10 protein-coding genes are annotated in these 12917 nt (G+C 47.7%); 4 read left to right on the top strand and 6 right to left on the bottom strand.

Annotated features, from left to right (window positions below; translation table 11 throughout):
• Positions 1-50: 50 nt before the first annotated feature.
• Positions 51-3548, bottom strand: a complete 3498-nt coding sequence (gene mfd, locus HMPREF3144_RS06230; protein ID WP_070476963.1) for a transcription-repair coupling factor — start codon at positions 3546-3548, stop codon at positions 51-53.
• 192 nt (positions 3549-3740) lie between these two features.
• Between mfd and ispD the strand changes: the two genes are divergently transcribed.
• Both ispD and ispF read left to right on the top strand, forming a co-directional pair.
• A complete protein-coding gene (gene ispD / locus HMPREF3144_RS06225; protein WP_018026330.1) occupies positions 3741-4475 on the top strand; it encodes a 2-C-methyl-D-erythritol 4-phosphate cytidylyltransferase in 735 nt (244 codons plus the stop codon).
• Positions 4476-4478: 3 nt separating this feature from the next.
• Positions 4479-4958, top strand: coding sequence for a 2-C-methyl-D-erythritol 2,4-cyclodiphosphate synthase (gene ispF, locus HMPREF3144_RS06220; RefSeq protein WP_070476961.1), 480 nt, complete (start codon positions 4479-4481; stop codon positions 4956-4958).
• Positions 4959-5065: 107 nt separating this feature from the next.
• On the opposite strand, the gene HMPREF3144_RS06215 is transcribed toward ispF, so the two are convergent.
• The 4 genes from HMPREF3144_RS06215 to ompR form a co-directional block, all read right to left on the bottom strand.
• The gene (locus HMPREF3144_RS06215; RefSeq protein ID WP_070476960.1) at positions 5066-5584 is read right to left on the bottom strand and encodes a carboxymuconolactone decarboxylase family protein; all 519 of its coding nucleotides are present in this window, start codon (positions 5582-5584) and stop codon (positions 5066-5068) included.
• Between the two features lie 180 nt (positions 5585-5764).
• A complete protein-coding gene (locus tag HMPREF3144_RS06210; RefSeq protein WP_018026333.1) occupies positions 5765-6313 on the bottom strand; it encodes a peroxiredoxin in 549 nt (182 codons plus the stop codon).
• A gap of 95 nt (positions 6314-6408) precedes the next feature.
• Complete coding sequence (locus HMPREF3144_RS06205) at positions 6409-7884, bottom strand: ATP-binding protein (RefSeq protein ID WP_102705629.1); 1476 nt, start codon at positions 7882-7884, stop codon at positions 6409-6411.
• Positions 7865-8611 (bottom strand): osmolarity response regulator transcription factor OmpR, encoded by a 747-nt coding sequence (ompR, locus tag HMPREF3144_RS06200; protein WP_018026335.1) that lies wholly within the window; start codon positions 8609-8611, stop codon positions 7865-7867. The genes HMPREF3144_RS06205 and ompR overlap by 20 nt, the downstream gene beginning before the upstream one ends.
• Positions 8612-8885: 274 nt before the next feature.
• Here ompR and tsaB point away from each other — a divergent pair, with 274 nt between their 5' ends.
• Positions 8886-10403 carry a tRNA (adenosine(37)-N6)-threonylcarbamoyltransferase complex dimerization subunit type 1 TsaB gene (gene tsaB, locus HMPREF3144_RS06195; protein ID WP_070476959.1) on the top strand — a complete coding sequence of 506 codons (1518 nt, stop codon included), beginning with the start codon at positions 8886-8888 and terminating at the stop codon, positions 10401-10403.
• Positions 10400-11380 carry a uracil-DNA glycosylase family protein gene (locus tag HMPREF3144_RS06190; protein ID WP_070476958.1) on the top strand — a complete coding sequence of 327 codons (981 nt, stop codon included), beginning with the start codon at positions 10400-10402 and terminating at the stop codon, positions 11378-11380. Before tsaB ends, HMPREF3144_RS06190 begins: the two co-directional genes overlap by 4 nt.
• Here HMPREF3144_RS06190 and lplT read toward each other — a convergent pair.
• Positions 11377-12690: a lysophospholipid transporter LplT gene (lplT, locus tag HMPREF3144_RS06185; protein ID WP_048768436.1), complete on the bottom strand. Its 1314-nt coding sequence runs from the start codon at positions 12688-12690 to the stop codon at positions 11377-11379. The genes HMPREF3144_RS06190 and lplT overlap by 4 nt on opposite strands.
• Between the last annotated feature and the right edge of the window lie 227 nt (positions 12691-12917).

Raw genomic sequence — 12917 nt, 5'->3', positions numbered from 1 at the left:
AAGGAATATTAATTATGCCTGGCTAGCCTAATCTGGTAAGTAATTCTTATTTAGTTTGCTACCGCATTTTGCGGGCTTAGCTGCAAGCGACCCAGTATGGATGCGATTTCTTGGATGCGTTGCTCCAGTTTCCAAGCTGCTTTAAGCTCAATCTGAATTCGTTCCGGTCCTTTAAAATGAATGTGCTTATTTTTTTGCACCAAATCAATCAGGCTGAGCGGATCGACCTGAGAGGATTGATTAAAGGTGATAATGGCTTGCTCATCACCAATATCCACCACGCTAATGCTAAATGGCTCTGCTAGTATCCGTAGACGATGGGTAGATAGTAGGTTTTTGACCTCGTCTGGCAAGCTACCGAAGCGATCGATCAGCTCCTCTTGCAGATTGCGCAAATCTTTCAGTGAGGCGGCATGTGCCAGGCGCTTATAAATGGATAGACGTGCATTCACATCAGGACAATAATCGCTAGGTAGTAGGGCTGACGCGTGTAGTCTGACCTCACAGCTCTGATCAAAGGGGGATTCATAGTTTGGTTCTTTGCCATCTTTCAGCGCTTTAATCGCTTTATTCAGCATCTCAGTGTATAGCGAGAAGCCGATTTCTTGAATATTGCCGGATTGCGCTTCTCCGAGAATTTCACCCGTACCACGAATTTCCAAGTCATGCATGGCAAGGTAGAATCCCGACCCCAGTTCCTCCATTGATTGAATCGCCTCTAATCGCTTACGCGCGTTACTGCTTATGGCATCTTCGCCCGGTGTTAGTAGGTAGGCATAGGCTTGATGGTGAGAGCGACCAACCCGTCCTCGCAATTGGTGCAACTGGGCGAGACCGAGCTTATCTGCACGGTGAATAATGATTGTATTGGCACTTGGTACATCAATACCGGTTTCAATAATGGTGGTGCACAGCAAAATATTGTAGCGTTGCTGATAGAAGCCTTTCATCACCTGTTCGAGCTCACGCTCGGACATTTGACCATGGGCTACGCCGATACGTGCTTCGGGCAAGAGTTCCTGAAGGTGGGCGGCTCGGTTCATAATGGTGGAGACTTCATTGTGTAGAAAGTATACCTGACCGCCGCGTTTTAATTCACGCAAGCAAGCTTCACGGATGGTCGAATTGTCTTCACGCCGGACAAAGGTTTTAATTGCCAAGCGCTTTTCGGGGGCGGTTGCAATTACTGAAAAATCACGTACACCTTCGAGTGACATGCCAAGGGTCCGTGGAATCGGTGTCGCCGTCAGGGTCAGAATATCGACTTCAGCCCGTAAGGCCTTTAAGGCTTCTTTTTGACGTACACCGAAGCGGTGCTCCTCATCAATAATCACTAAACCAAGGTTTTTAAATTTCGTCCCTTTGGCTAGAATTTTATGCGTGCCGACCACTATATCCGTGGTGCCTTTGGCTAGACTCTCTAATACCTGTTGTGTTTCCTTACCCGTACGAAAGCGTGATAGTTCAGCCACCGTCACCGGCCAATCAGCAAAGCGGTTGGCAAAGGTTTGTGCATGCTGTTCGGCTAAGAGGGTGGTAGGGCATAACAAGGCGACTTGTTTGCCGTTCGCCACGGCAATAAAAGCGGCGCGTAAGGCCACCTCGGTTTTACCAAAACCCACATCACCGCAGACTAATCGATCCATTGGTTGGTCGGACGTCAAGTCCGCAATTACCGCCTCAATGGCTGCTGCCTGATCCGGGGTTTCTTCAAACCCAAAGCCATCGACAAAGGCTTGGTAGTCGCTTAACGGTAATTTAAAGGCCACCCCTTCACGGGAGGCACGGTGCGCATAGAGATTAAGTAGTTCTGCGGCAGTATCTCGCACTTTAATAGCAGCTTTTTTCTTGGCCCGATCCCATTGCCCTGAGCCTAGGGTATGTAAGGGTGCATTTTCGGGATCGGCGCCACCATAACGTGAGATCACATGGAGTTGGGAGACGGGTACGTAGAGTTCACTGTGATCGGCGTATTCTAATTTCAGCATTTCTACCGGCCCCTCATCACCAACCTCCATATTGACCAAGCCAAGATAACGCCCAACCCCATAATTAACATGCACGACTGGGTCGCCGGCGGTTAACTCAGCCAGATCACGCACCATAAAATCGACGTTGCTCTGTCTTTCTTGTCGACGACGTTGTAGGCGTGAAACGGCAGTTTCGGGATAAAGATCGCCTTCAGTCAGTAACACGATGTGCTCTTCGGGCAAACTAAAGCCCTGATAGAGCGGGGCAACCACTAAAGAAAAAGGAGCTAAATCCTTTTTGTTGGCGCGGATTTGTTCTAGTGACTGAATCTTGGCATCGGGTGTGAGCGCCTGTTCGCTTAGAAGCTGGAGCAGGGTTTCACGACGTCCAGGGCTATCGGCGCAGAGTATGGTACGAGTACCTGTTTGCAGTAATAATTGCTCTAGCTTATAAAAGGGCTGTTGAGCACGTGATTGTACTGCTACGTCCGGACTTGCTTTGATACTAGGATGCTCTGCCTCGTTGTTCCAGTGAATGCGAGCAAACTTGGCCAAACCAGCAAAGAACTGCTCAACACTCAGGTATAAATCCTCTGGCGCTAATATCGGTCGTTCACTATCGTATTTTAAAAACTCATAACGACTGCGGGTATCTTCATGAAAAGACTGAATGGTACTTTCAAGCTCACCCACAGTCAGGCAAATGGTACCCTCTGGCAAGTAATCGAATAGCTTGGCAGGCTCAGCATAAAAGAGTGGCAAATAATACTCTACCCCAGCAAAGGCAATGCCATTACTGATATCGCGGTAGGGGATAGCCTTTGAGGGATCGCCTTCAAAGCGTTCGCGGAATTTAGCGCGGAAGTGGTTACGTGCACTCTCATCCATTGGAAACTCACGCCCTGGCAGCAGTTTCACTTCATTGACTGGGTAAAGACTGCGCTGCGTATCCACATCAAAGGCACGGATACTATCGATTTCGTCATCAAATAAATCGAGACGGTAGGGTACGGCAGAACCCATGGGGAATAGATCGATCAAGCTGCCACGAATACTAAACTCACCGGCGGCAGTGACTTGGGCGACATGCTCGTAATTAGCTAAAATCAATTGCTCTTTTAAGGCTTGTTCCTTAAGGCGTTGCCCCTTTTTAAAAGAAAAAGTATAGGCGGCAATAAATGATACGGGCGCTAAACACGCTAGGGCGGTGGTGACCGGCACCACTAAAATATCCACCTCATGTTGACCTAAGGCATGGAGTGCCAGCAGGCGCTCAGAAATCAGATCCTGATGCGGGGAAAAAGCATCATAAGGCAAGGTTTCCCAATCGGGGAAGTGTAAACAGTTTAAACTTGGATTAAATACCTTGACTTCATTGACAAGGCGTTTGGCCTGAAGTGGATCGGCGCAGAAGACGACAATGGTGTGCTCGCTTTGTTGAGCCATTAAGCTCAAGAAGTAGGCGTCGCCTGAACCGGCAGGGCGAGGTGCGACATAGCGTTGGCCTACTTTTAATTGCTTTAAAAGGGATTCAATGGATTGTTCTAGCTGTGAGGGGCGATCCGAAGTTGCAGACATACTGTGGTGTGTTTATAAGCGATGAAAATTTCTTGGGTGAGTGGATTACGCTCTCTATCTAAAAAAATAGCAGGAGGGCGTTCAATGCTTTTAAAAAAGCGAGGCTTATATTTTAGTACAGAGCTCATCATGCTGTCGCTTGTTGTATGATGTTAGCTGTTTTAGTTGTGAGGTCGCATAAAAGAGTAAAAAATGAGCTTAATCGCATTAATTCCAGCTGGCGGTGTGGGTGAGCGCGCTATCGATGAGCAACATCGCACGCCCAAGCAGTACCGTAAGATTGTCGGTAAATCGTTGCTACAACATTCCGTGGAGGCTTTATTAAGCGATCCGCGGGTTGAAGGCGTGCATATTGGTGTGGCCCCAGCAGATCCTTTGATTGAGGCGGAAGCTGCACAGCTCGGTACGCAGGTGAGTATTCACCGTAGTGGGGGTGAGAGTCGGGCGCAAACTGTGTTACAGACCCTATTGGCTATTGAAGAGACCCGGGGACTAAGCCAGGAGGACTGGGTGTTGGTACATGATGCCGCACGTCCGGGCTTAGCCACAGCGGCTTTGACGGCACTCATTGATACCTGCTTAGCGCAACAGTGTGGTGGTATTTTAGCCTTACCAGTACCGGACACGGTAAAGCGTATGCTTGCGACTGAGGCTAAGGCGGCTGATGCGATTGCTCGGATTCAGGAAACGGTGCCGCGTGACGGTCTTTGGCTAGCCCAAACACCGCAACTATTTAAGGCGATTGAATTAAAAGAGGCATTGCAACGGGCTTTAACGGAGTCAGCGGAGATTACGGATGAAGCGAGTGCCATGGAGTATGTCGGTCAGCAACCGTTATTGGTTCGTGGTCACGCCGAAAATTTTAAAATAACGTGGCCTCAGGATTTCCATTTGATGGCGCAGTATTTAACACAGGATTTGGAGTAAGTAGTGAAGATTCGTATTGGACAAGGTTTTGATGTACATGCATTGGTGGAGGGGCGTCCCTTGATTTTGGGCGGTGTGACTATTGAACATACTAAGGGTTTAATGGGTCACTCGGATGCCGATGCCTTATTACATGCGATTACCGATGCTATTTTAGGGGCCGCTGGTTTAGGCGATATTGGACGTTTGTTTCCGGATACTGACCCGCAGTTTAAGGATGCGGATAGTCGGGTGTTATTACGTGCAGCCTATGCGCAGGTTAAGGCAGCCGGTTGGCGCGTGGTCAATGTGGATGCGACGATTCATGCACAAGCACCAAAGATCAAGCCACACGCAGCGGCCATGGTGGCGAATATCGCTGCCGATCTCGAGATTGCAGAAGATTGTATCAATATCAAAGGCAAGACCAATGAAAAACTAGGTCATATTGGTAGAGAAGAGGGGATTGCGGCCAATTGCGTGGTGCTGTTAATGGCACCTTAAACCTATACCAGAAAGGCTCGCGCTTCTTGCATAGCAGACAAAAATGCTCCGAGTAGATGAAATACTCGGAGCATGCTCGACGGAAGAGTTATGGCTGAGACTAGGGTTTATTCAGCACTGACTTCAATCGCCATTGCTGCTGCATTAACCACCGCAGCAATGCGACCAATGTCTTGCATTTGCTCCGTGGTCCAACCGGCTTCTTTGGCAATTTTGTAGTGTGAAGCGACGCAGAAATGACATTTACCGATAATTGAGGCAGCCAAGGCAAAAACCTCAAAGCGTACTTTATCAATACCGCCGTGTGTGGCATAGGCATTCATGCGTAGTTTGGCAGGCAAGGATTGTAATTGTTGATCGCCGGCCATTTCACCGTAAGGATAATAGACATTATTCATCCCCATCAGGGCAGCAGCCGTTAAGGCAGCATTGGCATCTTCTTCACTAAGCCCTTGTTTAAATTGTTCAACCAAGAACTTGCTTTTTGCTGCATAGGCACTAGCCAAAGCAACACCCAGGGCATCTTCTGGTTTTAAGGAAGAGCGGGCAATGGTACCGTCAATATTTAAACGAATGTCTTTAGCAAAATCAGGGATAGCTTTTTTAATCGTATTTAAGAATTCCATTTTGATCTCCAATCAATTGTCTTTGATAGTTCAGGCTCTAAGTAAAAGTACCTGAAACCCTCAGTTTTTGGGCAATAAAAAGCACCCACAAAATCTTGGAGCCTAGGCTCGCTATCAAGGGGTGCTAGGTTTAGTAGAGCGACTGAGAAACTCAGTCGCTATGGTGCAAAGACGAGGCGATTATAGCGTGTCGCCACCGGCTTGACGGTTGCACGCACATAGTTCGTCAGTTTGTAAACCGTCTAGGATACGTAAAACCTCTTCAGGGTTACGACCAACGTTTAAGTTGTTAACTGAAACGTGCTGGATGGTGTTGTCAGGGTCAACGATGAAAGTAGCACGGTAAGCAACACCATTTTCAGGGTCACGGATACCTAATTGGTCGATTAAAGAACCAACCGTATCAGCGAACTGATAGTGACCTAATTTGTTTAAATCAGGGTGCTCACGGCGCCATGCTAATTTACAAAACTCGTTATCCACAGAACCGCCCATCAATACCGCATCACGGTCTTCAAAGTCAGAAGCGATGTTGTTAAAACCTACGATTTCAGTAGGGCAAACAAAGGTAAAATCCTTAGGGTAGAAATAGATAACTTTCCATTTGCCAGGGAATGAGCTCTCAGTGATCTCTTCAAAAGCTGATACGCCATTTTCCTCGTGATTGTTAAAACCTGGCTTAACACCAACAACTTTAAATGCTTCTAATTTTTCACCAATCGTTTTCATAAATAAAATCCTCTTAATAAATAGGTTTAAGAATACTGCTGTCATCGCAGTCAAGAAACACTATTGCTTGACCTGATAGTTATAATTATACACTATTAACTATTTTTGTCTAATAGTATATTTCTATGGCTAGGTTTAGGTAACTCTATTCTACATAAGAGTCCATGGGGTTCATTTTGTAATAAACTGATGGTACCACCAGCGGATTGCAGGAGGCGTTTACAGATAGCAAGACCTAAACCGGCACCATTCACATTACTACGTGCCGTATTGCCGCGAGCGAAGGGGCGCATCAGACGGGCAATTTCTTTGGGGTTGACACCTACTCCCTGGTCCGCCACATCAATCAATATACTCTGTCCCTTGGGATATAGCTTGACGCTGATGTTCAGCTCACCATTGTCAGAACGACCGTAGCGGCGAGCGTTTTCGATGAGGTTGCCAACCACGCGAATAAGATTGATCTCTTTAATATTGGCATAGATATTCGGTGTGATTTCGTAGGTCAAAGTGCCGTCTCGGGATTCGGTATACACTTGATCGCGCTCACATAGTTCAAGAATGGGTTGCGAGATATTGATCGCCTCTTTGGGTGACTCACCGGTTGGGCGTGCGTACTCAAGTAGTTGATCGATACAATGTTCAATCTGATCCATGTCGCCATCAATGCCGCTGCGTGCCTCATCATCTAGGCCACTTAATTCTAACTCAAGACGCATGCGGGCTAGGGGCGTGCGTAGGTCATGTGAAATGCCTGCCAACATCACCTCGCGGTCAGATTCAGCAGCTCGTAAATCCACCGCCATCTGATTAAACGCACTAAAGAGTTCAACAATTTCTGTCGGACCGGAATCGGTTGCTAAGGCGGTTATATTTTCACCGCGAGCCACCTTTTTACTGGCATTAGCTAATTGCTTGAGTGGCTTTGTCAGCATACGAACAGATAAGGCAGCACCGAATAGGGCAATACCTAGGGTGATGAATAACCAGCTCAGCCCTTCATTGAGTAAGTTTGGCAAAAGCTCCTGTCGATACTTAACCAGTAGCCAGTAAAGCTCATCCTCTACCCTAAAGCCTATCCAAAGGCCCTGTTCACCACTGAGTTCAGAGGCAATAATTAAGTCGGGCGTATGAATTAGTTGCGATAAGCGACCTTTGAGTAAACTCTCAAAACGTGACTCGCCAAAGGGGGTATAGGGGTCGCCTGGTTCACGTGGGAAGACTTGCGTGTCACCCGGTGTGGCTAACTGGATAGTGAGGGCTGAACGATTTTCTTTGGCGGCGTATTGAATGGATTTTTGGGCAATATTTAAGGCGCTGGCCGCCCGTTCCGCGAGTTGGTCAGCACGGTGCTCTTCGAGCGCATTAACAATCACCATGCCCCACACCGAGAGACTTAAAATCATAAAGGCCGTGATGATCAAAAAGGCACGACCAAAAAGACCTAAGCGCAGTTGCGGTCTACTGATGTGGGGCTTGCTTGCTTTAGGCGTTTTGGACGGAGAAGCCGCTTCAGTTTGAAGCGGCTCCGTGGATGCATCCTTTAGGGTATTACTTCTCAGTACTGACATCGCCACCATCCGGGATAAAGACGTAGCCTAAGCCCCAAACGGTCTGGATATAAACAGGCTTGGCCGGATTAGGCTCAAGTAATTTACGTAATCTGGAGATTTGCACATCTAAGCTGCGATCAAACGCCTCATACTCACGACCGCGCGCTAACTCCATCAATTTATCACGCGATAAGGGCTCCCGTGGGTGACGGGCAAAGACCTTGAGCACGGAGAACTCACCGGTGGTGATAGGTATCACTTCATCACCTTTGTATAAGGTGCGATTTGATAGGTTAAGCGTATAAGGGCCGAAATCAATGGATTCGTTAGTCTGGCTCGGAGCACCTGGGTGCTCATCGGCAGCACGACGGCGTAAAACGGCATTTAGACGCGCCAATAACTCGCGCGGATTAAAAGGCTTAGGTAGGTAGTCATCGGCACCCATCTCTAAACCGAGAATACGGTCAATTTCCTCAGATTTGGCGGTCAACATAATAATTGGCGTCTGATCGCCAGCGCCGCGTAAACGTCGACAGATGGATAGGCCGTCTTCCCCGGGTAGCATCAGGTCTAAGATCAATAGATCAAAACGCTCACGCTGCCAGTATTTTGTCATTTCCTTGCCATCTTCGGCGACAAATACATTAAAACCCTGTTCGGTTAAATAACGACGTAGAAGATCGCGTAGACGGGCATCATCATCAACAACGAGGATTTTGCGAGGGGAAGTAGTTTGAGTATTCATCTGTTTATCTTTATAAAAATTCAAGGGAATAATCGATTAAAATTTAATCAGCTAGTGACTGCTTTACCGACCAGATCGACGCTTAAAACTAGGGCATCAATTTAAAAATCGGCTGATAAAACAGTAAATAGTTAAAATAAAATATGTTAAGCCTAATTGTAAATCACGACTTGGATTAGTGTCTAATGTTAAGCAAAACTTAGATGAAACAAAGCGTTGCAAGATGCAAGCGAGTTCTTGCGCTGAAGCCGTGATTTTTCAGTAAAATAGCATCATGAAAAAGTATCTCTTAGCCATCGAAAGTGCCGCCTCCGAATCCAGTGTGGCCATCGTAGAAGTGCATCCCCAGCTTAACTCAGAGGGTCTAAGCGTTTATAAGGTAGCCCGTGAGTGGCTGGCTTATAATCGTTCGGGCTCATTGGATCATGCCGAGCAACTCTTGCCCTTGCTTGATAGCTTATTGGCTGAGGCGGCGATTACAAAAGCGGAGCTAGCGGCCGTGGCTTTTAATCAGGGGCCCGGTGCTTTTACTGGTCTGCGCATTGCGTGTGGCTTGGCGCAGGGGATGGCATTGGGTTTGGATTTGCCACTGATTCTGATTGATTCCTTGCGTGCCACCGCCCAGTTGGCGCTAGATTATTTATTAGCGACTAAGCAGATAGCTTGCACTAAACAAGACACGGCGGACAATAAAAAAAGTGTGAATGTTGATTATGTTGTTACACTTTTGGACGCGCGCATGAGTGAAGCGTATATGGCGATCTACCAATTAAGACCTGTATCTGACCGTGAGCAGGGTACCTTCGATCTCAAGTTGGTGCAAAAGCCTAGTCTTATTGCTATTAATGATGTGTTGATGTGGTTGGATGGGCAGCGGATGTATGATGATCGTCGTTTGTTTTTCTGTGGTAATGCACTGGCGGTCTATGCTGAGGAGTTGGCAAGGAGTTTTGAGCAGAAAAGCTTTGATTTTACGGTGCTACCCGATCAAGTGACGGAGTGGCCTAGTGCTGGGGTAATTGCTCAATTAGCAGTTAATAAATGGCAGCGTGGTGAGGCGATTGAAGCACATTTAGCAGCCCCTATTTATTTGCGTGACAAAGTCGCCTTTACTGAAAAAGAACGTGCCGCCGGCCTGATTGGTAATCCCGCGGCCGCATTGCCGGAGGCTACTCAATCCCTTACTGAGGATGAGCTTGATGTCAAGCCGTCTGCAGCTCACAGAGCATTTCAGCTAGCGCATGAGCACTATCAGCTGCGTCCAATGCGTGAGGAGGATATCGCCGCTGCCTTGTTGATTGAGCAGACGGTACAGGACTACCCTTGGACCCGGGGTAATTTTAAAGATAGTCTTCGTGCGGCTTATCCTGCCTGGGTGATTGAGCAAAAGAAGACGAGTGTTGAGCAAGCGGATGCGTCACAACGGATTGTTGGCTTTGCCATTCAAATGTTAGCACCGGATGTGGCGCATGTGCTTTTAATTGCTGTGGAACCGTCCCTGCAAGGTGCGGGTTTAGGTAGTTTATTATTAAAGACTTTGGAGCAAAATGCCTTAGCGCATGGTCTGGATAAGCAAATTTTAGAGGTGCGTGATTCGAATCTACAAGCCCAGCGTTTTTATTTAAGACATCGTTATGCGGTGATTGGCAAGCGCAAGGGCTATTATCGTGAAGTTAGTGGTAGCAGTGAGGATGCCATTGTGCTGGAAAAGCAGCTTAGTCCGGAGGATGCTGCCCTTGACGCCTTTGAGTTGATGGTGAGCACTGAACCATTGGATAAGGCTGCGCCATGATTGCTGATAGTTTAAATCCGATACAGCAGCAACTACTGACAGAGTTAGGCATTAATTATCTGTGGGGCAGGAGTTTAGCGCCTAATTTACAAAGGGTGCCAACACAGTCTGTGCCCAAGTCATCCGCACAGGCGCTAGCGGCAGTGGATGTAGGCGTAGATACAGTACAGGTGGCGACGCAAGCAGCGGAGGCGGCAAGCGCTGAATCGGCGCAAGCGGCTGCTGAAACGGCACGCAAAATGTTGCAACAAGCACGACATCGCCTACCGGAGCTGGCAAAATCCTCACCAGTGGTGGCTACGCCAGCCGTAGCTTCAGCCAGGACAGCATCAGAGGGGGCAACGCAAGCACAAGCCGCTGTATCCAGCGCTGAGCTTAGTTTGCAGGAGCTATCTTGGCAAGCGCTCATGTCCTATGCGGCGGAGTGCTATGGTAGTGCCCTTAGCGAGGCGAGCCGAGCGGCAATTTTTTCAGCCGAAGCGCAGGAACCTAAGGCGGATTGGCTATTTATTGAGCAATTACCTAGTACCTCAAGCTATCATCAAGCAGAGGCTGCCTCAGTTGATGCGGATAGACTTTTTGAGGCGATGTTGAGTGCATTGGCATTGCAGCGGCATGAGGTTCAGCGCTTACCATTGTTGCTGTATGATGCGGTGCATGAGCCTCGTACTGGCAAGGATCCGACCTCTGCATTGTCGCTGATTTTTATTGAGCAACTTAAGCGTATCCGCCCTCGATGTATTGTGGCGTTTGGTGATGCGGCGGCGGCATTACTTGCGGTGGATAGTGGTTTACTGGCTTTAAGACGGCAGGAGCTCGTGTTTGAGCACCCAGCGCTTGGCAGTATCCCGGTAGTAGCAACCTTTTCACCGCAATATTTATTACTTCATAGCTCAGAAAAGGCGCAAAGCTGGCAGGATTTAAAACGTGCCCGTCGGCTTATTCGCGCTCGGGGCGAGTGCCAAAGCGCCTTTTAACTAATAATATGCTGCTGTTGCCCATGCGCTGTTGAACCGATCTCGGAAAAGACCTGTGGATAGACCTTTTGATTATGCTTGGCAAGCAACATCACTAAGCCCATCATCACCACCACAAGAGCACCAAAGATATAAATAATGGTATAAATCGAGTAGTTCAGATGCACCATGACGGCATAGGCACCTACCATTAATAAAATATTTAATTGCTCATTGAAGTTTTGTACTGCAATGGAATGGCCTGCAGATAACAGCACATGACCGCGATGCTGTAATAGGGCATTTAAAGGCACCACAAAATAACCGGATAAGGCGCCGACCCAGATAAGTAGCGCAATTACTTGCCAGCCAGGTTGCACAAAATTCATCAGGAGCACGCTTAAACCCATTAATACTCCCACGGGTAATACGCTTAGCGTTTGTTCTAGTCTCACTCTAGAGGCGGCGACTGCACCAATGACGGTACCTAAGGCAGCGACCCCCATCAACATGGCAGAGCCCTCCAGCGTATAGCCTAGATGCTCCTCGCCCCATTTAAGAACGACTAGCTGTAAGGTGGCGCCAGCACCCCAGAACAACGTGGTCACCGCTAAGGAAATTTGACCGACGGGATCCTTCCAGAGAATGCGTACATAACCAGTAAAAACACCGATTAGGCGAATCGGATTACGCTCCTGACGTGGATACTTAAAGCGAGTGTCGGGAATCATGAGATTGCAGAGGGCGGCTAATAAATAGATAAAGCCGACCACAACAATGCCCGCTTCCGCTGGTGAGGCCGCAAAGAAATCAATTAATTTGATGCTCATCAAGGCGTTGGCCACGCTGTCGCGTGTTAAAAAGCCACCCAACATCACACCCACAATAATGGAGATAACGGTGGTTCCTTCAATCCAGCTATTACCCTTGACCAAGTCCTTAGGTGGCAGTAATTCAGTGACAATGCCGTATTTTGCCGGTGAATAGGTGGCGGCACCAATGCCAACAATGCCATAGGCTAAACAGACGACGTAGGCATTGGTGAGATTACTAAAGCCAAGGAGTGGGAAAGCAAACATCATCAGACAGCCGATGAGCTTGATGGAGTTAGTGATAAACATCACTCGGCCTTTAGGAATGGAATCGGCAAAGGCACCGACAAAGGCCGCTAAAATCACATAAGCAAAGGCAAAGAACCACTTCATGACCGGCGTCAGCCACTCCGGTCCCTGTAGTTCCATAATCAGTGCGATAGCGACAATAAACAAGGCATTATCAGCTAGAGATGAGAAGGTCTGCGCTAGCATGACCGTGTAAAAACCTCTCTTCAACTCAACTCCACCTGATACTGTTGTTCATACAATAAATAAGCGCAACTCAATCTGCTTTACCGTCAATTCTTAAAATGATTACTGTAACATAGCTATAAAATGAAATTTTATATTGATGCCAAAAGTCAGGATAAAGTCAGCGAATATACCTTGTGCTGCGATAAAATAGCTCCTTTGCTAAAAAGCATTCATGCTATTTATCCGAAACCATTATTTTAGTCAAATTT

This window comes from Oligella sp. HMSC05A10, assembly GCF_001808335.1.
Taxonomy (GTDB): Bacteria; Pseudomonadota; Gammaproteobacteria; order Burkholderiales; family Burkholderiaceae_B; genus Oligella; species Oligella urethralis.
The sequence above is the reverse complement of the archived record's forward strand: the minus strand, read 5'-3'. Positions and strand labels throughout refer to the sequence as shown.

Bases quoted from the DNA above. Each gene is read 5' to 3' on its own strand.
- HMPREF3144_RS06190 (WP_070476958.1), top strand. From the start codon at position 10,400: ATGATTGCTGATAGTTTAAATCCGATACAGCAGCAACTACTGACAGAG.
- ompR (WP_018026335.1), bottom strand. From the start codon at position 8,611: ATGAATACTCAAACTACTTCCCCTCGCAAAATCCTCGTTGTTGATGAT.
- tsaB (WP_070476959.1), top strand. From the start codon at position 8,886: ATGAAAAAGTATCTCTTAGCCATCGAAAGTGCCGCCTCCGAATCCAGT.
- HMPREF3144_RS06210 (WP_018026333.1), bottom strand. From the start codon at position 6,313: ATGAAAACGATTGGTGAAAAATTAGAAGCATTTAAAGTTGTTGGTGTT.
- HMPREF3144_RS06215 (WP_070476960.1), bottom strand. From the start codon at position 5,584: ATGGAATTCTTAAATACGATTAAAAAAGCTATCCCTGATTTTGCTAAA.
- mfd (WP_070476963.1), bottom strand. From the start codon at position 3,548: ATGTCTGCAACTTCGGATCGCCCCTCACAGCTAGAACAATCCATTGAA.
- HMPREF3144_RS06205 (WP_102705629.1), bottom strand. From the start codon at position 7,884: ATGTCAGTACTGAGAAGTAATACCCTAAAGGATGCATCCACGGAGCCG.
- ispD (WP_018026330.1), top strand. From the start codon at position 3,741: ATGAGCTTAATCGCATTAATTCCAGCTGGCGGTGTGGGTGAGCGCGCT.